Consider the following 20,990-nt stretch of genomic DNA (forward strand, 5'->3'; position numbering starts at 1 on the left):
GATGACTCCTGTGAGCGCCCGACCAGGTCCGAAGGTCGAACGGAAGGAAGTTGAGACCAGAAGCTTATACAGATCTCCTCGGCGCCAGCAAGGGGTTTGGGGGCAAGCAAGAGATCTGTCGTGGTAACTTTCTGCTGATGTCGTAGTCGTGTGTGGAGTTTTCCTGCGCACAGGTAGGGCACGAACACTGGCCGACTCCGGGTGTTCTCGCCGTTCTCGCCGCGCTCACCACCTGTGTCCCGGCCCGCGGGATCGCCTCAGGCGTCCTCGAGCGGAGGCGGCGTGTGGAGCCAGTTGAGCTCGGAGTCCTCCATGAACCGTGTCTGCCACTGTGCGGGCTTCTCCCAGTCACGAAACGAGAGCACCGCGCCGCAGAACGCTTCGCCCGTCTTCTTGCCAGGCGCACGGATCAGCTCGTCGGCGAGGTGCAGGAGATCCGCCGGCCTCTCGGGCGCGTCCGCCACGAAGGCCCTCACCCACTTGTGGTACGGATACAGGATGCGGTTGTGCGCCAGGATCAGCCGGTAGCCGAAGAGCACCGCGCGCGCCGAAGCCCAGGTCAGGAGATACCGGTTGTCGTGCTGCTCCGCCGACTCGAGATAATAGCGCATCGCCTCCAGCTGGGCGATGAACCCCAGCATCTTGTGCGCGCGCTCGTGCTCGGGATAGGCCGAGATCGCGCGCACCAGGCCGTCGATGTCCGGGCGCCGCGACCAGGCGACCGTCGCGCCCAGGAACGCCGAGCGCGCCGGCTCACTGCCGCGCTCGCGGGTCTTCTCGAGGAGATCGTGGCTGATGATCTTGCCGTCGACGTAGCCGCCTGGATAGTCAACGAGGCCCGGGTCCCAGGCGACGTAGACCAGCTCGCCGGCCGCATACCGCCGCCTGTGCTCCTCGTCGGTGACCACCCAGAAGAAGTCGACGTCCGACGTCTCCTTCCCCAGCCCCTTCGCCTGGGAGCCTCCGATGATGATCGCTACGGAGCAGGGGTCCGCGCTCAGCCGCTCGACGAGGCGCGATACGGTCCGGAGATGGTGCGCGTGATAGTTGGGTTCTCGCATCGAGGTCATCCACTCTTTCTTGAACTGACGAGTCTGCTGCCCGGCGGTCCGTCGCACGGTAGCGCAGCTCCTGGGAAATTTCCCGCTCGGCGCGCCGCCGAGACCCGGACCGGTCTCCCCGAACGCGCCCCTCCCCCCGCGGCAGGCGGCCATGGACGGCACGCTCCAGCGAGGGTAGAGGTCCGCTCTGCCGCAGTTCACGTACAGGGGAAGACCGTCGACGTAGCCGGTGGACGTGGCCCCCCTGCGCCGTTGATGCCGTGCACTTATCCGCCGGCCCAGGAGCGAAGCCGCAGCCCAGGTTCGGCCGCGAGAGGTGAAAGGATGGGGCGCGGGCGCGGCCACATTCGGCGGACTGACGATCCTGTATTTCACCATTGGTGATAATCCCGGGCGCGAAAATGCAACGCATTGAAATGCTACGAATCTGACGTATCCATGGCCTCCGCGAGAGGCCGGTCCCGACAGGCAGGTTGGACCGGCAGGAGGACTTTGTCGTGAGCGCCGCATCCCGGACTGCCAGATCCTCGCGAGCAACGCGAACCAGGACGCCTCGGGATCCTGGCGACCTCGCGCCTGCGGCGCGCCCGCGATCCCGCCCCCTCTTGCCAACCCGGTCGCTCCTGTTATAGTGAGTGAGTACTCACTCACCACGCTGGAGGCGGGTCATGGCGAGAGCACTCGATGCGCTGGTCGTCGGGGGAGGGCCGACCGGGTTGACGATGGCCGGGGAGCTCGCCCGGCGAGGGCTCGCGGTGCGGATCGTGGACAGGGCGCTGGAGCCGCCCGCGGATCACTCGCGGGCGCTCGCCGTGCAGGCGCGGACGATGGAGATCTTCCGCAGGATGGGGATCGTCGATGCTGCCCTGGAGCGCGCCGTGCGCGTGGGAGGGTTCAACGTCCTCCTCGCGAACGGACAGCGCGCCCGGCTGCCGATCTTCGATTTCCCGGAGCTGTCCACGCCGATCCCGGGCATCTTCGTCATCCAGCAGCTCGACACCGAGCGCGTCCTGGCCTCCCGGCTCCCCGGGCTGGGCGTGGCGCTCGAGCGCGGCGTCGAGCTCGCCGCCTACGCGCAGGACAGCGACGGTGTCACGTGCACGCTCCGCCGGGCCGACGGGAGCCTCGAGGAGGTGCGCGCCGGGTGGCTCCTCGGCTGCGACGGCGCGCGCAGCGCTGTCCGCAAGGGCGCCGACATCGCCTTCGAGGGGGACACCTACGACGATCACTGCATGCTCGGCGACCTCGTCCTCGACTGGCCGCTGCCGGACGGCGAGATCTATCTCAGCCCCTCGCGCCGGGGCGTCCTCGCAGCCTTTCCAGTGCTCGGCAGCCACCGCTTCCGGGTCATCCTCATCCGGCCCGAAGCGCCGCCGGAGCACGGCGCGCCGGTCTCGCGCGAGGAGTTCGAGGCCGCGATGCGCGAGATGATCCCGGTCCCGTTCGAGGTCCAGAGAGCGATCGTCCTCTCGCGCTACCGGCTGCACCACCGCGTGGCCACGCGGCTGCGCAAAGGACGGGTGTTCCTCGCCGGAGACGCGGCGCATATCCACAGCCCGGCCGGCGGGCAGGGCATGAACACAGGAATCCAGGACGCCTACAACCTGGCGTGGAAGCTCGCGGCCGTCGAGCAGGGCCGGATGCCGGCGTGGCTGCTGGACACCTACGAGATGGAGCGGCTTCCCGTGGCACGCCGGCTCGTCGACTTCACCGACCGCCTGTTCGGTCTCCTGGCCGGGCACGGTCCGGTGGGCCGGACGCTGCGCGCGGTCGCGCCGCGCCTCATGGCCCGCGCTTTCGGCATCTCCGTCGTGCAGCGCAGGATCCTGGGATTCCTGTCGCAGCTCCAGATCCGCTACCGGAAGAGCCCGCTGTCGGTGCAGATCGGAAGCCCGCCGGAGCACGGGCCCCGCGCCGGGGATCGCGCGCCGGACGCCGTGGTTCGCGGCGCGGCGGGCGAGCAGGTCCACCTCATCGACCTGATGCGCGGCGCCGGATCCACGCTGCTGCTCTTCACCGGCCCGCAGGCGGACGGCGGAGCCCGCGAGCACGCCCGGAAGCTCGCCGCGCAGCTCGGCGGGCCCGACCTCGAGGTCCTGGTCATCGGCGCGCCCGAGGCCGGAGGGTACGCCGATCCGGACGGCCACGCCCACGCGGCGTACGGCGTCTCGTCCTCGGCCGCCGTCCTCGTCCGGCCGGACGGCTATATCGGCGTGCGCAGCGATCCGCTCGACGAGGACGAGCTCCGGCGCGCCCTCGACCGGCTCTTCACGCGCAGGGCCGGAGCCGCCTAGCGCCCTTGCCGATCGCGGCGCGGCGGCGGCCGAGATCCGTCGGGATCGCTGGCGCGCGGCACCAGAAGGTGAGCAGAAGGAACGCCGATGAGCCGACGACCGCGCTCGAGCGACACGTTGACCGAGGCGCAGAAGAAGATCGTCGAGGCCGCGGTGACCGCCTTCGCAGAGCACGGCTTCCACGGGACCGCGACCCGGGACATCGCCCGGCGCGCAGGGGTCGCGGAGGCGACGATCTTCAAGTACTTCCCGACAAAGAGGGATCTCCTCCTGGGGGTGCTCGGGCCCGCCATCGAGCAGCTCGTGGGGCCCGCGATGGCGCGCTCCATGGACCCGCTCTTCAGCGCGACGTACCCGACCTTCGAGGCGTTCCTGCGGGCGCTCCTCGCCGAGCGCGCCGCGTTCGTGCGCGCGCACCCGCAGCTCGTGCGCATCCTGGCGCAGGAGCTGCCCTTCGACGCCGATCTGCGGATCGGCATCGCCGGCCGGGTGTTCGCGCCGTTCCTCGCGAGGGGGATCGCCTTGATCGAGCGCTTCCAGCGCGAGGGGCAGATCGTCGGATGGCCGCCCGCGCTCGTCCTCCGCTGCGTCGCCTCGACGTTCGCGGGGTACATCCTCCACCGCGTGTTCATCGCTCCCGACGCGGCGTGGGACGACGAGGCCGAGATCGAGCGGGTCATCGCCTTCGTGATCCGCGGCCTCTCGCCCGGCCAGCCGGCGTGACCCCGCGCGGCGCGGCGCCGGCGCGCCGCGATCAGCTCGTCATCAGCAGCGAGCGGAGCTGCGACGGCGACACCTGGTAGTCCTTGCCGCAGTAGTCGCAGCGGATGTCGAGGAGCTTCCCGTCCTCGACCATCTCCTCGATGTCGCTTCGCGGCAGGCTCGCCAGCGTGGTCATGACCCGGAGCTCGCTGCAGCGACAGCTGAAGCTGAGCGGCGAGGCGTCGAGCCGCGAGAACGGCATGCCGTGGAGCAGCTCCTCGAGCAGCACGTCCGCCGAGGCGCCCTCCTGCGCGAGCACGTCGTCGAGGCGCTCGAAGTCCTTGAGCCGCTCGGTCATCACCATGAGCGGACCGCGCTCGACCTCCGGGAGCAGCTGCACGAGGTACCCGCCCGAGGTGCCGACGCCGTCCTCGCCGATCAGCGTCGCCACCGCGATCATCGAGACGACCTGCTCCGACTCCTGCATGTACGTCATCAGGCCGCCCGAGATGCCGCCCTCGGCCGGGACCTCGACGACCCCCTGGTGGAGCATGCCGTTCGGCAGCGTGCGCATCACCTGCAGCAGCGACCCCGCGCCGATCTCCACCGCGCTCTTCTTCGTCGCGCCCTTGCCCAGGTTGACGAGGCCGCGGCTCGTGCCGTCCGGGTGCGAGTCCGCCACCAGGGACCCGTGGCCGGCCGCGCCCTTGACGATCGCCTGCACGCGCAGGTTCGGCGCCATCGCCTCGCGCACGAGGATGGCGCCCGTGATCAGCTCTCCCAGCCGCTGCGCGGTCGCGCCGGTGGCCGTCTGCACCGCGATGGCCCCTCGCACGGTCTCGGTGGTCAGCGCCGTGATGACGCGAAAGGCGCCATCCATCGTGATGGCGCGGACGACGGAATCAGAAGGTCGGAGCAAGATGCACTCTCCCGTGAGGAAATATCGTTAGGCCACGGACGGCGGATGGCAACCCGCGGCGCATCCGACCCGGGCGGGTCGCGGCGCCCCGGACCCGTCGGCCCCGGCGGCAACCTGGGTCGGGTCCGCCTCGGCCCCGGCGGCAACCCGGTCGGGTCCGCCTCGCCTCGCAGGCAGAGGCGCCTGATAGACGAAAATCTAGTTATTTCAAGTATTTGTTGAACAGGCGCCCCCGGCCTGCTCCGGGCGGGGGCGCCGTCGGGGAGGGGCTCAGCCGCGCCGGCGGCGCCGGTGCAGCGCGGCGGCGCAGGCGCCGGCCGCGAGCAGGGCCCAGGGCACCGACGGGCTGCCGTGGCCGTCCGCGCCTGCCGTGCAGGCGCAGCCGCCGCCTTGCACCACGACGCCGTCGCCGGGCGGCGCCGTGGTGCACGGACCGATGCTGTTGTCCGGGTTGCGGCAACCCGGGACGCACTCGTTCGTCGTCGCCTCGTCGCACACCATGCCGGCGCCGCAATCGCCGTCCTGCTCGCACGCCGTGGGCTGGTCGTCCGCAGGGTTGTTCGGATCGCGCTCGCCCGCGTCGATCATGCCGTCGTGGTCCGCGTCCTCGTCGCCGTCGGCGGCGCCGCCGCCGTCGGTATCGGCCTTCGTCGGATCCGTCGTCGTGTCGCCGCTGTCGCCGTCGGGCACGCAGGTCTCCGCGTCGGCGTCCGTGTCCTCGTGCGAGCAGTCCAGGCCCAGCTCGGTCCCATCGAAGAGCCCGTCCCCGTCGCTGTCGGGATCGAGCGCGTTGATCTTCCCGTCCTCGTCCGTGTCGGCGCCGGGCTCGATCTCGTCGCCGTCGAGCACCCCGTCGTCGTCGCTGTCGGCGTCGTCCGGATCGGTGCCGAGCGTCGCCTCCTCGCTGTTCGAGAGGCCGTCGTCGTCGCGATCGCCGCGGTCGTCCCCGGGGTTGTTCGGGTCGGTCTCGTTGCTGCCCTCGTCGATCGTGCCGTTGTGGTTCAGGTCCTCGTCGCCGTCGCTCTCGCCGCCGCGGTCGGTGTCGGGGTCCAGCACGCTCGTCGTCGAGGCCCCACCGTCGGCGTCCGGCGTGCAGGTCCCGGCGTCGCCGGCGGTGTCCACGTCCTCGCAGCCCTTCCCCGCCTCGGTGCCGTCGAAGAGCCCATCCCCGTCGCTGTCCGCGTCCAGGATGTTCGGCTGCCCGTCGCCGTCCGTGTCGTCGCTGGGGTTCGGCTCCTCGCCGTCGAGCAGGCCGTCGTCGTCGGTGTCGCGATCTCCCGGATCCGACCCGAGGAACGTCTCGAGGTCGTCGCCTACCCCATCGCCGTCGCTGTCGACGGTCTGGCCGTCGTCGTCGCCGTGGCCGGCGGTCGGGTCGGTCTCGTCGGCATCGACCGCGCCGTTCAGGTTGGCGTCCTCGGAGCCGTCTGTCGCGCCGCCCCGGTCGCTGTCACGGCGCACCGCCGACGTCGTCGTGGCCCCGCCGTCGGCGTCCTCCGTGCAGTGCCCAGCGTCGGCGTCGGTGCCGGGGCCGTCGCAGCCGAGGCCCATCTCCGTGCCGTCGTAGAGGCCGTCGTCGTCGCTGTCGACGTCGAGCGCGTTGATGAGCCGGTCGCCGTCCGTGTCGTCCGACGGGTTCGGCTCCTGCCCGTCGGGCACGCCGTCGTCGTCGGTGTCGGCGTCGTTCGGATCCGTGCCCAGCGTCTCCTCGAGATCGTCGCTCAGCCCGTCCTCGTCCCTGTCCGCGTTGTTGCTGTCGTCGTCGCCGTGCCTGCGGGTCGGGTCGCTCTCGCCGTTGTCCACGACCCCGTTCAGGTTGGCGTCCTCCGAGCCATCGCTCACGCCGCCGTTGTCCGTGTCCGCGTCGAGCGGCGACGTCTTCGTGGCGCCGGCGTCCGCGTCCGGGGTGCAGCGCCGCGACGGCGCGTCGGTGCCGGGGCCGTCGCAGCCGAGGCCGAGCTCGGTCCCGTCGAAGAGGCCGTCGTTGTCGCTGTCGACGTCGAGCGCGTTGATGAGCCCGTCGCCGTCCGTGTCGTCCGCCGGGTTCGGCTCGAGCCCGTCGGGCACGCCGTCGTCGTCGGTGTCGGCGTCGTTCGGATCCGTGCCGAGGTACAGTTCGAGGTCGTCGCTCAGCCCGTCGTCGTCGCTGTCGGCGTTCAGCCGATCGTCGCCTCCCTGGCCCGCCCGGGGATCTGTCTCGCCCGCGTCGACCACGCCGTTCAGGTTGGTGTCCTCGGAGCCGTCGGTCACGCCGCCGCCATCGGTGTCGGCCTCGAGCGGCGACGTCCTGGTGGCGCCGGCGTCGCCGTCGGGGATGCAGTTGCCCGCCGCCGCGTCGGTGCCCGGTCCGTCGCAGCCGAGGCCCATCTCCGTGCCGTCGAAGAGGCCGTCGTTGTCGCTGTCGACGTCGAGCGCGTTGATGAGCCCGTCGCCGTCGTGATCGTCCGTCGGGTTCGGCTCGAGCCCGTCGGGCACGCCGTCGTCGTCGGTATCGGCGTCGTTCGGATCGGTGCCGATGTACCGTTCGAGGTTGTCGGCGAGCCCGTCGCCGTCCGTGTCGACGATCTGGCGGTCGTCGGCGCCGTGCCCAGCCCTCGGATCCGCCTCGCCCTCGTCGAGCACGCCGTCCAGATTCGCGTCCTCCGAGCCGTCGAGCACGCCGCCGTTGTCGGTGTCCTCGTCCAGCGGGTCGGTCGTCGTCGCCCCGGCGTCGCCGTCGGGCACGCAGTGCCCCGCCAGCGGGTCCGTCCCCGGGCCGTTGCAGTCCGTCAGCCCGCGCTCCGTCGCGTCGAAGAGGCCGTCGTTGTCGCTGTCGACGTCGCGCGCGTTGATGAGCCCGTCGCCGTCGGTGTCGAGATCCCAGAGGTCCTCGTCGCTGTCCTTGATGCCGTCGTCGTCGGAGTCGGCGTCGTTCGGGTCCGTGCCGGCGCGCTTCTCCTCGCCGTCGCTCAGCCCGTCGCCGTCGCTGTCGACGAGGATCCTCGTGGGCGGCGCGCCCGGCTCCGCGCCGTTGCCGTCCGTCGGGTACGCCTGGGCGGCCCCTCCCTCCGGGCTCTGCGCGGCGACGGTCGCCTGGTTCGCGATCTCGCCGTCCGTGCCCGGGTCGATGGTGACGCGGAACCGCACCGTCGTGGTCTCGTCGACGCCGAGCGACCCGCCCTGGGCCGCGTCGGCGCCGTCGCCGAGGCGGATGCGGACCGTCCTCGTGCCGTCGATGTACTCGCCCCTGTCGTCGCCGGGGTCGTCGGTCACGCCGCCCATGCTCGGGCCGGCGGTGATCTCGAGCGAGCCCGGGACGTAGGTGACCCCGGGGGGCAGCGGGTCGTTCAGCACGACCGCCGCGGCGTCGTCGTCCCCGGTGTTGGCGACGATGATCGTGTACTCTAGCGTGTCGCCCGGCGTGACGCCGCCGCCGTTGAGGTCCAGGACCCGCTTTGTCGACGTGGTGAGATCCGGCAGGCGCGTCGGCACCGACGCGATGAAGCCGCCGAGCAGGTAGCCGTCGGAGGTGGAGCCGATCGCCTTGATCTGCGCCGACGTGTCGCCGGTCCTGAGCAGGTTGGACGGGACCCGGACCACGTCGATGTCGATGCTGCTCATGCTCAGCGGCGCGCCGGTGAGCCGCGGCAGATCGCCCGCCGACGACGACGGCGCGCCGAGGAACGAGCGGGAGCTGTTGAAGAAGTTGTTCGCCGGGTTCTGCTGGTCGAACAGCGCGGTCCCGTTCCACTGGATCGCGTCGCCGGTCGAGCTGTCGCCGTCGTAGCCGATGACGCCGAGCTTCGCCTCGCCCGCGCCCGAGGGGACGACGAACCCCGAGATCGGCCAGGGCGCCGTCGCGTCGTTGGTCACCGTGTCCAGCCCGTCGAAGACGGCGAGGTAGCGCGCGGGCGCGGTCGTCAGCTCGTAGAGCACGACCATCCACCAGCCGGCGAACGTGAAGGCCTGGTTCTGGTTGTCACCGTCGAGGCGGGCCGCGTTGCTGATGCCGCTCAGGCGATAGGCCCCGGCGCCGCGCGCCTGCACGATGGAGGTGACGTCGGCGACCACCTGGGCGTGGGTGAGATCCGAGCTCGCCTGTCCCGAGAGCGCGCCGGTCACGTTGCTGGTGAAGGTGGTGCCGGGCCGATCCAGGGTCACGCTGAGATCGGCCGTGCCCGTCTCGCGGCTCGCCGCCCAGTAGAGGTACGCGTGGGTCACCCGCGAGCCCGGGGGGAGGTTGAGGACCGCGGTGCTGCGGGCCGCCGAGGGCGCTATCGTGGTGTTCGCCTCGGCCTGCCCCGCGAGCGGGCTGTCGGATCGCCAGTAGATGTCGGGCGCCGAGTCCCCGAGCGTCGCGGCGTCGCCGCACGCCCCGACCGTGCCCACCAGCGGCGCGGGCGTGGAGGGCGCGCAGTCGTGCGCGAGCGTGTTGCCGATGAGGACGAAATCGCCCCGCTGCGCCACCTGGACCCGGTTCACCTGGGCCGCGTGCGAGGTCCCCGAGAGCGCCCCGAGGAGCGCGGCGCCGGTCAGCCCCGTGATTGCCAATCGCTTTGCCATCGACGCCTCCAGCCCTATGGCTGCTTCTTTGCCTTCTCGATGATGTTGAACTGGACGCGCCGGTTCTTCTGGCGCCCCGCCTCGGTCTTGTTCTCCGCGATCGGGACGTCGGGGCCGTAGCCCTTCGCCTGCATGCGATCGGCCGCGATGCCGTGCGCGACGAGCGCCTTCAGCACCGACTCCGCGCGGGCCTGGCTCAGCCTCGTGTTGAACTGGCGCGTTCCGCGGTCGTCCGTGTGCCCCTGGACCTCGATCTTGACGATCTCCGGGTGGTCCTTGAGCACGCCGGCGACCTCCTCGAGCAGCTCGTTGCTGACCGGCCGGATGGTCGCCTTGCCGATGTCGAACTGCACCTGCTGCAGGATGACGATCTCGGTCTCGGTCACCCGGACCGCCGTCGGGCACCCGTGCTGCTTCGGGTCCTCGTTCGGCTTGCCCTTCTCGTTCGGGCAGCCGTCCTGGTCGTCGCGGATGCCGTCACCGTCGGTGTCGCCCGGGCAGCCGTTCGTGGTGGGGTCGGTCGTGGCGATGCCGGGCAGCTCCGGGCACGCGTCCGAGGGATCGGGGATCGTGTCGCTGTCGCGATCGGGCGGCGGCGGGCAGCCGTGCTTCTTCGGGTCGTCGCTGGTCGGGCCGGCCTGCTCCGGGCACGCGTCGACGTCGTCGGTGATGCCGTCCTTGTCGAGGTCCCCGGGCGGCGGGCAGCCGTTCTTCTTCGGGTCGGGGGAGGCGACGCCGGCCACGGCGGGGCAGGCGTCGTCGGCGTCGAGGATGCCGTCACGGTCCGCGTCCTTGGGCGGCGGACAGCCGTTCTTCGCGCGCTCCGCGCTCCCGACGCCCGCGACGTCCGGGCACGCGTCGGCGTCATCGAGGATGCCGTCGCCGTCCCGGTCCTTCACGGGCGGCTTCACCTCGGGCGAGTAGGCGACCATGGCCACCGCGCGGAACGAGGGCGTGCCGACGCCGGCGGTGAGGCCGGGGCCCACGGCGAGCCCGGCCTCGAAGTCGCTGGCGAAGCGGTAGCGCCCGCCGAGCAGGGCTTCGAGGTTGGTCGTGCGCTGCTGGACATCGGAGACCGTGATCGCGCCGGTGATCTCGGGCCCGATCTGCAGCCGCCGCTCGTCGTCGAGCAGCAGCCCGACGCCGGCGCCCCAGTGCACCGTCGTCCCCTGCTCGACGTTGGCGAACTGCCGGTTCGACCTGAACTCGGGCCCCGCGGCGAGCGACCACACCGCGCGATCCAGGTGGCCGCCGAGGACGAGCTGCGGACCGCCGCGCACGTCGCCGTCGCCGGAGTACGCCTCGGGGTCGCCGGTCGGCAGCCACACGTAGCCTGCGAGGGCGATCTGGAACGGATCGAAATAGTCGCCGTAGAGGGTCGCGCGCGCGCCGAGCCGGAGATCCCCGAGCGCGCTGCGGGTCGGCGGCGGGAGCACGGCCCCCGAGGCGGCCCCGCCGTCGCCGGACTGGAGCGCGAGCGGCAGATCGACGTTCACCGTGAGGTGCTTCCAGAGGGAGAGCGAGGCGCTCAGGTGGAGCAGGAACTGGCTGCCGACGACCTTGCCGTCGCCGAGCCCCTCGTTCCCGTCGAGCCGCCGCAGCACGAGCGGATCCTGGGCGTAATCGCCGAGGATCATGATGTGGGGCGATGCGTCTCCTGCTGTGTAGGCGGACTGGACACCGAACATCCTGTCGCCGGCCGGCGCGGGGTGGAACCTGTCGAGCGCGAACCCTTCGGGTCTCGCGGGTTCCTGCGCTTCGGCCTGAGCCGCTGTGCCGAGCAGGCACAGCGCCGCCGCGAGCGCGGCCGTCGGATGGGTCCCCTGTGTACGAGCCGGCATGAACGAGGTCGCCTCCCTGCGCGAAGGAACAGCAAGCCCGAGGAGTATCGACCGAAACGCCTGCGGCGTTCAACGTTTCACCAGGTTTTCACGCGCGCGGCGTGCGATCGAGCCGGCTCGAGGGAGGCGCTGTGTGCGCTGCGGCGCGGGCCTGGTCGCGGCGGCCACGTCGCGCATTCGCGGTGCGCCTTGAGCTGGCGTACGGCGTTTCCCGCATGGAGGTCAGGCCCGCTGGCGTCGTGCGGCCGCGCGGTGTCTTCGCGCACGGCAGGGTTGCTACCGGAGGGCAGCGGCGGTAGAGCGGCCATCTAACCCTGCGGCACGCGTTGGCGTTGCTCGCGGCACTCGTTTAGGAGGCACCATGGCCCGCGAACCCAAGAACTTCGACAATCTCCTCGGCGGCAACGCCAAGGGCTTGAGTGATCTGCAGCTCAAGGCGCATTTCACGCTCTACCAGGGCTACGTGAAGAAGCTGAACGAGATCTGGGAGCAGCTCGGCAAGGCGGATCGCAGCGCGCCGAACTACTCGTACAACGTGTACAGCGAGCTCAAGCGCCGCGAGCCTGTCGCGTTCAACGGCACGGTGCTGCACGAGCTGTATTTCGAGAACATCGGCAACGGCTCGACGCAGCCGAGCGCCCAGTCGAAGCAGCTCATCGAGGCCTCGTTCGGCAGCTTCGACAACTGGCTGGCGGACGCGAAGGCGGCGCTCCTGAGCGCGCACGGCTGGACGGTGCTCGTGTACGACTACCAGGAGAAGAAGCTCTTCAACAACCTCATCCGGACCGAGCACGATGTCGGTCTGTTCGCGAACACGCATATCATGGTCGCCGTCGACGCCTGGGAGCACGCCTACTTCGCGGACTACCAGACCAAGAAGGCGGACTACGTGTCCAACGTGCTCTCGGGCCTGAACTGGGACGTGATCAACGCGCGCCTCCAGCAGATCGGTCAATAGTCTCACGGCGGGGGCACGCGCCCCCGCCGCCCCACCGAGCTAAGCTCGGTGGGGCCCCACCACCCCGCGATCCACACGCGCCACCCGGAGCGTGATGCCGCTTCGGGCCTGACGTTCGTCGCAGCCTGATACGAGCGCCTTTCGGGGCGTGATGCCGCTTCGGGCCTGACGTTCGTCGCAGCTTGATACGAGCGCCTTCTGGTGCGTGATGCCACTTCGGGCCTGGCGTCCGTCGCAGCCTGGTACGAGCGCCTTCTGGGGCGTGGGGTGTCGGGCCTGGCGTTCGCGGTCAGAGCTCGGCTGAGCCGTGCTGGCGTAGGGTCGTCGGCAACGACAGGGCGTGATCGATGCAGGCACGGATGTCGTCGAAGTTGGTCAGGCCGTACCAGAACACCGTCCAGTTCTCGTTGCGGTAGCTGCCCTCGGCCTGCTGAAAATACCAGGGGTTGATCTCGTTGCCGTTCCGGGCGCGCCAGAACAGCTTCGGGTTCTCGTTCTTCATCCGCGTCCAGAGCGAGCCGCCGATCCCCACGCCCTGCGCCTCCGTGGTCACCGCGAACTTGTCGAGGTACGGCGTCAGGGGCGCCCTCTCGCCCGCGTCGAGCGTGAGGATCGCCGTCGCCCGGTACGAGTCGGACAGGTAGATGCGGTAGAACGGCTTCTTGTCGAAGTAGTGCTCGTCGAGCTTCCGCTCGAAGCACGCCTCGAGCAGATCGCGCAGCCGGTCGCGATCGATGCCGTCCAGCGTGTCGTGCCGCAGGATCCGCTCGCCGCGGCGGACCAGCGTGCCGGACCCCGTGTGCGTGAAGAGCTCCTTCGCCAGGTGATCCGGCGATGTGATCGACACCGAGGAGGTCGCCGGCAGCCCGTCGAGCAGGAGCTTGATCTCCTGCAGCTTGAGCCGCATGCCCCCGGTGAGCCAGGGCTGGGTGACGAGGCCCGCGTAGTCCTCCTCGAGGTTGATGGCCGAGATGATGCGCCCATGCTCGTCGAGGAGGCCGCCCGTGCTCGTGAGGAAGATCATCTTGAACGGCTGCGTCGCGAGCGCGAGCTCGCGCGCGGCCACGTCGGCGTTGATGTTGACGATCTGCCCGCCCGGCGTCTCGCCGAGGCAGGCGAGGATGGGCAGGTGCCCCGCGCGGAGGCTGGACCTCACCGCGTCGACGTGGACGCGCTCCACCCTGCCCACCAGCCCGAGGCGCCCCTCGTCCATCAGCGACGCCTCGAAGACGCCCGCGGTGATCGGCCGCGTGCGCGTGCCCATCTCCTCGAGCGCCTCGACGAGCCGCAGGTTCTCGCGGAGGAAGACGCGGCGAGCGATCTCCAGGACGCGGGGCGTCGTGACGCGCAGCCCGTCGACGCGCTCGGTCGGGATGCCCGCCTCGGCGAGCGCCCGATCGAGCTGCGGCCCGGCGCCGTGGATCACGATGGGATACAGCCCGACCTGGTTCAGGAACACGAGCGAGGTCGCGAGCGCCTCGATGTCCTCGTCGAGGATGGCGCCGCCGACCTTGATGACGGCGAATTTCTGCTGATCGACGGCCGCGTACTGCTTCAGGTACTGCTCGACCTCCTTGCGGCTGCCGAGGTTCCTGAGGAGGCGGACGATGACGTCTTGCGTCGAGCCCATCGTGGTCACCACCCGTTGGCCAGCACGTCCATCACGGCCTTCTGCACATGCAGCCGGTTCTCGGCCTCGTCGATGACCATGGATGCGGGCGAGTCGATCACCGCGTCCGTGACCTTGACGTTGCGCCGGGCCGGCAGGCAGTGGGAGAAGAGCCCCCCCGCGGTGAGCGCCATCTTCTGCTCGTCGACGATGAAGTGCTTGTGCCTGTCGCGGATGGGCTTCTCCTGCTCCCAGCGCCCGAAGTAGGGAATCGCGCCCCAGCTCTTCGCGTACACGACGTGGGCGCCCCGGTAGGCGGACTCGATGTCGTGGGTGATCGAGAGCTTCCCCCCGCTCTCGGCGGCGCTCTTCCTGGCGGCGTCGAGGTAGCGCTCGTCGAGGTGGTACTCCTCGGTGGGGCAGAGGAGGGTGACGTCCATGCCGAGCTTGGAGGCGATGAGAACGGCCGAGTTGGCGACTGCGGTGTTGAGCGGGCGCGGGTGGTACGTCCAGGTGAGGACGAACTTCTTGCCGTCGAGGCGGCCCAGGCGCTCCTTCATGGAGAGCGCGAGCGCGAGCTCCTGGCACGGGTGGGTGATGGTCTCGAGGTTCACGACCGGCACGGTCGCGTGACGGGCGAACCCCTGGAGCACCTTGTCCTGGCGATCCTCCTCCCAGCGCTGGAACTTGGGGAACGCGCGCACGCCGATGAGGTCGGCGTAGCGCGAGAGCACGCGCGCGACCTCCTGGACGTGCTCCTCCGGCTCGCCGTCCATCACGGCGCCGTCCTCGAACTCGATGGGCCACGCGCCTCGCCCAGGCTCGAGGATCACAGCGTGGCCGCCGAGCTGCCGGATGCCGACGTCGAAGGAGGTGCGCGTCCGCAGCGAGGGGTTGAAGAACACGAGCGCGATGGTGCGATCCTTGAGGCTCGAGCCGATCGGCCTCCGCTTGAAGCGCTGCGCGCGCTCGAGGAGGCCCTCGATCTCGGCGCGTGTGTAGTCCATCGTGGTCAGGAAGTGCCGCATCGAAAGCCTCCTCGTCTGCGCAGCGCGGAGCGGGCGCTCGCATTGGAGCAATCCTGGCGGCGATGTCAACGATGCACGCAGGCCGGCGCGGCGCGCGCCGTCAGACGGAGTCGAGCGCCGGATCCGCGCGGCGGCCGCGCTCCCCGGCGGGAGCGGCGCACGCCGGCGTCGAGCGGCTGGGCTCAGCCGACGACGTCGGGCCTCGGCGGCAGGTACGGCGCCACGCCCGGAGGCCGCTCATGATACCACCTCTCGTGCATCGGCACGACGCCGCTGGGTCCTCTGCGCGCCCCGCGCATCCACGGCGCGATCGAAGGCGGCCGCCTCCGGAGGGGTCCCCCCGACCGTGCACGTGCACGGTCGGGAAGAAACAGATGCCCTGTCAGGATTGCACGGGCTGATTTCAGGATCGAAAGGATGGACACACGTCCCCTACGAAAAATGCGCGGAAATCCACGGGGTAACGCTTGGTCCGCATCCTGCTAAACGTGGAAACGGAGCGCCCGTGACGGTTTCCCCCCCCCACCGTCGAATGGGCGCTCTTTTTTTGTGCACCTGCGGCGGCGTGGCGTGAGCACGCAGGGGTTCCGGTGACGCTGGTCGTGATCCTCACGGTGCGGTGCGAGGCGCTCGACGCGTTCCGCGCGTACGAGAGGAAGGCTGCGGCCGTGATGGCCCGGTACGGCGGCGCGATCGAGCGGACCGTGGTGACCGCGCCCGACAGTTCTGGGCGCAGCCTGAAGGAGATTCACCTCGTCACCTTTCCGGACGAACAAGCCTTCTCGGCGTACCGCCGCGACGGCGAGCTCGGCGCGGTGGCGCACCTGCGGGACGCGTCGGTCGTGCAGACCGAGATCCTGCGCGGGGAAGAGGGGCCGGACTACCACGCTGCCTGCGGCTGACCGGCGCCGCGCGGCCGAGCGCGCGCCTCGACATCCCGGGGGTGCAACCCCGGTGAGCACCTCAGCTGCGAACGATCGAGATCCGAGGATCCGAGAGCAACCAGAAGTAGATGCCCAGCTGACCCGCGATGAGGGCGAACGCCACCGCGAGCCCGACCGGCCCGATCTCCTTGAAAACGTCGCGCCCCACCGCGGCGATCAGCCCGATGCCGATCATCGAATAGGATTGAAATCGCCTCACCTTCTGCGCGTGCGCGACGAGCGCGTCCCGGGCCAGGTAGGGGCTCACGAACCCGAGCGCGACGCCGGGCAGGGTGGGCCAATACGACAGCGCATGCACGGTGAGCATGACGGCGCCAATCATTCACCGATCCAGAGCGGCCGGGCTGGAACAAGCGCGCGCTGGATCGCGCTGCGCAGGATGCTGAAGGAAGTCGCCTGGGTGGCGAGGTTCGTCGCCTCCGATCACCGAAACGCTGGCCGGGTTTCGCCGTTATTTGCTGCCGCTTGCGAGGTGCCGAAGAAGCGGCGCTCCAGGGCGAAGCCGGCCGGCCGAGGCGCCCGCGGCCGCGCCACCGCCGGCCTGACGCCCCCGGCTCACCTGTCGCCGCTCTCGTCCCGCTCCGGCGCGTCGTCGTCCAGGAGCGGCGCCACCTCGGCCCAGAGCGCGTCCAGATCGAGCTCCAGCCCGTCCAGCCCCGGTACGCGCACCTTGCCTTCCGATGCGGGCAGCCGCTGCACGTAATACCCGTCGGGGCCGAGCTCGCACAGCTCGAAGAGCTGCGCCTCGGGATCCACGAGCCAGTACCAGCGCACCCCGAAGCGGGCGTACTCGATCGCCTTCTCCATCCGGTCGCGCCGCACGTCGCGCGGCCGCTGCGAGAGCACCTCGACCACCACGGTCGGGGGGATCCGGGAGAGCGCGTCCCGGCCGCGAAGAGGCGCGCCCTGGGCATACATGCACACGTCGGCCTTGCGCCCGCGGCGCGCCGATACGCCGAGCTTGTACTCCGAGCCAAACACCCAGCCGCCCCGCGGTCGGGCCCATCCGCGGAGCACCTCGATCAGCCAGCTGACCACCGCTTCGTGCAGCGTCGTCGGCACCTCTTCCTCCACGAGATGACCGTCCAGGAGCTCACCCGGCTGGTCCTCCTCCAGGTCGGCCCACTGCTCCAGCGTCATCAGCTCAGGTCGGAGGAGCTCCGCTGTCGCTGTCGAACCCATGCCACCCATCGTACCACCCTCGGGCCTCCCGCGACGCGCCACGCATGGCCCACCCCCCGCGCCATGCCCGGTGGCGCCCCTCACACCCGGAGCACCACCCCTCTCGCCCGCTCGCCCGTCGCCTCGGCGATCGCCTGCACGTAGAGCCGCACCTGCGCCTCCTGCGCCGCGTGCGCCGTGCCCGCGTCCGAGCCGGTCTTGAAATCGACCACGGTCCAGACCCCCACGTCGCCCACGCTCTCCCGGAACGAGAGATCGACGACGCCCTCGGCGATCGTCCCGTCCTCGAGCCGCAGGAGCAGCGGCGTCTCCCGCTCGCATCCGCCGCGCGCCGCGCTCTCCGCCGCGCGCCGGAGCAGCGGGTGCTCGAGCGCCGCGACCGCCGCCGCGACCGCCGCGTCGACCTCCTCGGCCGGCGCCCCCAGGAGCCGCGCCTGCGCCGCGGCCACCGTCCTCACCTCGTCCTCGCCCGCCCGGAGGTCCACCTCGGCGAGGACGGCGTGCACAAGCGTTCCGAAGCGCTTGCCGTAGGGCCGGCCCTCGCGCGCGATCGCCGTCTGCTCGAACGAGATCACCGGCAACGCGTCCGCCCGATCTCGCCGCTCCGCCCCGGCCACCGCCGCTTCCGCCGCCTCGTGGCTGATCTGCGTCGCCGTCTTCACGCGCAGCGCCGCCACCGCGCCATCCAGGAGCGCCCGCTGCCGCGCCTCCAGCCACACCTCGTGCCCGCGCTGCCCGAGCTCCCCCGCGCCCGCCGCCGCCGCCCCGGCCCCGCTCGCGTCCGCCTGCAGGATCCGCTGCTGCCGGAGCCCGGCCTCCGGCTCGCGATCCAGGTCGAGCGTGCCCGGATCCCACCACACGACGCGGTGCGACCCCGCCATCGGCGTGTGCTCCCCGGGCGCGACAGCGTCGCGCTCGTCGGCCTCGCACCGCGCCGGGCGCTCCAGCACCGTGTCGGTCCCGAACGGAGGGCAGCCGAGGTCCTCGCAGCGCCGCGCGCTCCGCCGGTCGCGCGGCGCCGGGTAGAGCACGGGGTGCAGCACGTCGAGCCAGCCGTCGCTCGATCCGTCGCCCGGGCGCGCGTCGCCCACCGCGGGCACCACGAGCAGCTCGCGCGCCCGCGTCGCCGCCACGTACGCGAGCCGCACCGCCTCCTCGCGATCGCGGCGCAGCACCTCGTCGCGGCGCTCGCAGAGCTCCGCGGGCACGCAGCCCGCGATCGGCTCCGCCCACAGGCCGAGCTCCTGATCCACGTGCCGCGACGGGTGCTGGTGCACCGCCGGCGACGCCGGATCCGCCAGGATCACCACCGGGAACTCGAGCCCCTTGGCACGGTGCACCGTCATGATCCGCACCCCCTCCGTCCCCTCCTCGACGACAGGCGCCTCGGCGACCTCGCCCCGCTCGGCGTCCACCTCGAGCCGCTCCACGAACGCCCGGAACGACGTCGCGCCGCCCGACTCGAACCGCCGCCCGAGATCCATCACCCGCAGCACGTTCGCGAGCGCCTGCTCCCCCGTCGGCCAGATCGCGATGCCCGCGTGCGCGCGCGTCTCGTCGAGGAGCCCGCCGATCGTGTCCGCGATCGGCCGCCGGTTGCGCTCGCGGTGCAGGCGCCCGAGCACCGCGAGCGCCTCCGCGACCTCCCGGAGCGGCCGCGCCCCGCCCTCGGCCACGAGATCGAGCGCCCCGTCGTCGGGCTGAAACAGCGGGTGCAGGCGCTGGAACCTGTCGCGGTACAGGAGGAGCACGTCGTCGGTCAGCGCGAAGAGCGGCCCGCGCAGCGTCGCGTACACGCTGAGCTCGTCGTCCGGCCACTCGATCGCGAGCAGCGCGCTCCGCACCGCCATCACCTCCTCGCGATCGTGGAACGACCGCCCGCCCACGAGCACGTGCGGGATCCGCCGCGCCTCGAGCGCCCGCACGTAGGCGCGGGTCGCGTCCTCGCCGAACGTCTGGAAACGCTTGAACAAGAGGCAGATGTGCCGCGCTTCGATCGGCACCCGCTGACCCGGGCGCTCGCGCTCGGTCACCGTCCATCGCGGGCCGCTCATCGTGCCCCGGCCGCCCCGGCCGCCGTGGATGAGCTGGTGGACGAAGGCGCCCACCGCGTCCGGGATCGACTGCCGCACCCGGTAATCGGAGATCTTCCCGAAGTCGCCGTACGGCCGCGGCACCGGGAGCGCGATCACCGTCGGCTGGCCCACGGGGTCGTCCCGGAAACGCTCGAGCGCGACGTACCGCGCCTGGCTCGCCGCGCCCTCGCCGGACCCGCCCTGCATCCGCGGCGCGAACGCCGCGTTGACGGCCTCCTGGATCGACGGGGCGCCGCGGAAGCTCGTCGAGAGGTACAGCACGCTCGCGCCGCACGCGACGAGCCGGGCCTTCGTCGCCTCGTAGAGCGCGACCTCGGCGCGGCGGAAGCGGTAGATCGACTGCTTCGGATCGCCGACGACGAACAGCTTGCCGGGCACCGGGCGCGCCCGCGTCCAGTCGATCTCGGCCGGGTCGTCGGCCGCGAGCAGGAGCAGGAGCTCCGCCTGGAGCGGGTCGGTGTCCTGGAACTCGTCGACGAAGAGGTGCGAGAAGCGGAGGTTCAGCTCCTCGCGGACGGCGCGGCTCGAGCGGAGGAGGTTCCTGGCGCAGAGGAGCAGGTCGAGGAAGTCGAGCTTGCCGGCGCGCGCCTTGAGCGCGTCGTAGGCGTCGATCGGCGGCCGGAGCTCGCGCGAGAGGCAGGCCGCGAGGTCGGCGCTCGCGGCCGTGAGCACGGCGTCGAGCTCGGCCTTCACCCGGTCGCGCTGCGCGAGCACCTCGGCGCGCGAGAGGTCCGCGCCGAACGCCTTGCCCGAGCCCTTCCAGCGCCATTCCTTCCAGCGGGCGAGCTCGCCGAGCTCGGCCTCGAGCCCGTCGTGATCGCGCCCGCCCGTCACCTCCTCGCGGCGGCGGAGCTCCGCGAGGTACCGGTCGAGGTTCCTGAGGCTCTGCGCGAGGTAGTCGCCCTCCCGGTCGGCCTCGGCGCCGAGGTCCGCGAGGACCGCGAGGCGGCAGAGGATCTCGTCGATGGCGCGCTCGCGATCGAACGGATCGCGGCGCCAGGGGCGCGTGAAGTCGCGGTGCTCGGCGAGCTTGAGCGCCGCGCTCCGGAGCAGGTCGCGCGGGCCGTGCGCGCCGTCGCGCGGGCGCCGGCGCAGGATCCGGCGCACGCCCTCGGGCGGGTCGTTCAGGGTGCGCTGGAACCAGGCGTCGAAGGCCTGGTCGAAGAGCGCCTCGGCCTGGTCCGCGGCCGCGACCTGGAACAGCGGGTCGACGCGCGCCTCGACCGGCCACTCGCGCAGGAGGTCGGCGCAGAACGAGTGGATGGTGCCGATGCGGGCCGCCTCCAGGTGCGCGAGCGCCTCGTCGAGCCGCGCGCGCTCGGCCGGGCCGGACCTCGCGTCGCCGCGCGCCCGCTCGATCTCGGCCCGAAGGCGCAGCTTCATCTCGCCGGCCGCCTTCTCCGTGAAGGTCACCGCGACGATGCGATCGAGCGTCCCGCCCCCCTCCTCGGGCGCCCTCCGCAGCACGGCGACGATCCGCGACACGAGCGCCGTCGTCTTGCCGGTGCCCGCGGCGGCCTCGACGACGAGCGTCGTCCCGAGATCCTCGCGGATGCGGCGGCGGGCGGGCTCGTCCACGAGCTCCCGCGCGCCGCGCGCCCGGGCCGCGTCGGCGCTCACGCGCGCCTCCGAGCGGGATCAGCGCGCTGCGCGGGGCGGCGCTGCGCGGGGCCGCGCGGCGCCGCGCCGGCCAGGCTCGGGGAGGGGAGGAGTGCGTGCGGCACGAGTCGCGTGTCGGAGCTGTCGGGGGGGATAGGGTGGCTCAGATCGGCGTGGAGGGAAACGCTGCACCGACCGCCCTGCCGGGGCCCCGG

Annotated in this window: 13 protein-coding genes; 4 read left to right on the forward strand and 9 right to left on the reverse strand. The window is 71.6% G+C overall.

Translation table 11 applies throughout. From position 1 onward, the window contains the following. Positions 1-257: 257 nt before the first annotated feature. Positions 258-1,061: a nucleotidyltransferase domain-containing protein gene (locus tag WMF17_RS00490; RefSeq protein ID WP_437599995.1), complete on the reverse strand. Its 804-nt coding sequence runs from the start codon at positions 1,059-1,061 to the stop codon at positions 258-260. A 668-nt stretch (positions 1,062-1,729) separates the two neighbouring features. Between WMF17_RS00490 and WMF17_RS00495 the strand changes: the two genes are divergently transcribed. Continuing rightward, the gene (locus tag WMF17_RS00495) at positions 1,730-3,355 is read left to right on the forward strand and encodes an FAD-dependent monooxygenase (protein WP_437647384.1); all 1,626 of its coding nucleotides are present in this window, start codon (positions 1,730-1,732) and stop codon (positions 3,353-3,355) included. An 87-nt stretch (positions 3,356-3,442) separates the two neighbouring features. Further along, positions 3,443-4,078: a TetR/AcrR family transcriptional regulator gene (locus tag WMF17_RS00500; protein ID WP_437647386.1), complete on the forward strand. Its 636-nt coding sequence runs from the start codon at positions 3,443-3,445 to the stop codon at positions 4,076-4,078. A 31-nt stretch (positions 4,079-4,109) separates the two neighbouring features. On the opposite strand, the gene WMF17_RS00505 is transcribed toward WMF17_RS00500, so the two are convergent. From WMF17_RS00505 to WMF17_RS00515, 3 genes are all read right to left on the reverse strand, one after another. Next, complete coding sequence (locus tag WMF17_RS00505) at positions 4,110-4,976, reverse strand: Hsp33 family molecular chaperone HslO (RefSeq protein ID WP_437599999.1); 867 nt, start codon at positions 4,974-4,976, stop codon at positions 4,110-4,112. 270 nt (positions 4,977-5,246) lie between these two features. Further along, the gene (locus WMF17_RS00510) at positions 5,247-9,518 is read right to left on the reverse strand and encodes a hypothetical protein (protein WP_437647388.1); all 4,272 of its coding nucleotides are present in this window, start codon (positions 9,516-9,518) and stop codon (positions 5,247-5,249) included. A gap of 14 nt (positions 9,519-9,532) precedes the next feature. After that, positions 9,533-11,359 carry an OmpA family protein gene (locus WMF17_RS00515; RefSeq protein ID WP_437647390.1) on the reverse strand — a complete coding sequence of 609 codons (1,827 nt, stop codon included), beginning with the start codon at positions 11,357-11,359 and terminating at the stop codon, positions 9,533-9,535. 361 nt (positions 11,360-11,720) lie between these two features. On the opposite strand from WMF17_RS00515, the gene WMF17_RS00520 reads away from it, so the two are divergent. After that, positions 11,721-12,317, forward strand: a complete 597-nt coding sequence (locus WMF17_RS00520; protein ID WP_437600003.1) for a superoxide dismutase — start codon at positions 11,721-11,723, stop codon at positions 12,315-12,317. Between the two features lie 289 nt (positions 12,318-12,606). Here the strand turns inward: WMF17_RS00520 and WMF17_RS00525 are convergent, their stop codons facing one another. Together WMF17_RS00525 and WMF17_RS00530 are read right to left on the reverse strand one after the other, a co-directional pair. Continuing rightward, positions 12,607-13,947, reverse strand: a complete 1,341-nt coding sequence (locus tag WMF17_RS00525; protein WP_437600004.1) for an acetylglutamate kinase — start codon at positions 13,945-13,947, stop codon at positions 12,607-12,609. Between the two features lie 5 nt (positions 13,948-13,952). Beyond that, positions 13,953-14,954, reverse strand: a complete 1,002-nt coding sequence (locus WMF17_RS00530) for an N-acetylornithine carbamoyltransferase (RefSeq protein ID WP_437600005.1) — start codon at positions 14,952-14,954, stop codon at positions 13,953-13,955. A gap of 590 nt (positions 14,955-15,544) precedes the next feature. Here WMF17_RS00530 and WMF17_RS00535 point away from each other — a divergent pair. Then, on the forward strand, positions 15,545-15,856 hold the full coding sequence (locus WMF17_RS00535) for a hypothetical protein (protein WP_437600006.1): 312 nt from the start codon (positions 15,545-15,547) through the stop codon (positions 15,854-15,856). 61 nt (positions 15,857-15,917) lie between these two features. Here WMF17_RS00535 and WMF17_RS00540 read toward each other — a convergent pair whose 3' ends face one another. From WMF17_RS00540 to WMF17_RS00550, 3 genes are all read right to left on the reverse strand, one after another. Then, positions 15,918-16,205, reverse strand: coding sequence for a hypothetical protein (locus tag WMF17_RS00540; RefSeq protein ID WP_437600007.1), 288 nt, complete (start codon positions 16,203-16,205; stop codon positions 15,918-15,920). Between the two features lie 248 nt (positions 16,206-16,453). Beyond that, positions 16,454-17,080 (reverse strand): Uma2 family endonuclease, encoded by a 627-nt coding sequence (locus WMF17_RS00545; RefSeq protein ID WP_437600008.1) that lies wholly within the window; start codon positions 17,078-17,080, stop codon positions 16,454-16,456. Positions 17,081-17,160: 80 nt separating this feature from the next. Beyond that, positions 17,161-20,796, reverse strand: a complete 3,636-nt coding sequence (locus tag WMF17_RS00550) for a UvrD-helicase domain-containing protein (RefSeq protein ID WP_437647392.1) — start codon at positions 20,794-20,796, stop codon at positions 17,161-17,163. Positions 20,797-20,990 lie beyond the last annotated feature (194 nt).

This window comes from Sorangium sp. So ce362 (assembly GCF_051519845.1).
Taxonomy (GTDB): Bacteria; Myxococcota_A; Polyangia; order Polyangiales; family Polyangiaceae; genus Sorangium.

Bases quoted from the DNA above. Each gene is read 5' to 3' on its own strand.
- WMF17_RS00490 (WP_437599995.1), bottom strand. From the start codon at position 1,061: ATGCGAGAACCCAACTATCACGCGCACCATCTCCGGACCGTATCGCGC.
- WMF17_RS00510 (WP_437647388.1), bottom strand. From the start codon at position 9,518: ATGGCAAAGCGATTGGCAATCACGGGGCTGACCGGCGCCGCGCTCCTC.
- WMF17_RS00525 (WP_437600004.1), bottom strand. From the start codon at position 13,947: ATGGGCTCGACGCAAGACGTCATCGTCCGCCTCCTCAGGAACCTCGGC.
- WMF17_RS00540 (WP_437600007.1), bottom strand. From the start codon at position 16,205: ATGCTCACCGTGCATGCGCTGTCGTATTGGCCCACCCTGCCCGGCGTC.
- WMF17_RS00495 (WP_437647384.1), top strand. From the start codon at position 1,730: ATGGCGAGAGCACTCGATGCGCTGGTCGTCGGGGGAGGGCCGACCGGG.
- WMF17_RS00515 (WP_437647390.1), bottom strand. From the start codon at position 11,359: ATGCCGGCTCGTACACAGGGGACCCATCCGACGGCCGCGCTCGCGGCG.
- WMF17_RS00545 (WP_437600008.1), bottom strand. From the start codon at position 17,080: ATGGGTTCGACAGCGACAGCGGAGCTCCTCCGACCTGAGCTGATGACG.
- WMF17_RS00530 (WP_437600005.1), bottom strand. From the start codon at position 14,954: ATGCGGCACTTCCTGACCACGATGGACTACACACGCGCCGAGATCGAG.
- WMF17_RS00500 (WP_437647386.1), top strand. From the start codon at position 3,443: ATGAGCCGACGACCGCGCTCGAGCGACACGTTGACCGAGGCGCAGAAG.
- WMF17_RS00520 (WP_437600003.1), top strand. From the start codon at position 11,721: ATGGCCCGCGAACCCAAGAACTTCGACAATCTCCTCGGCGGCAACGCC.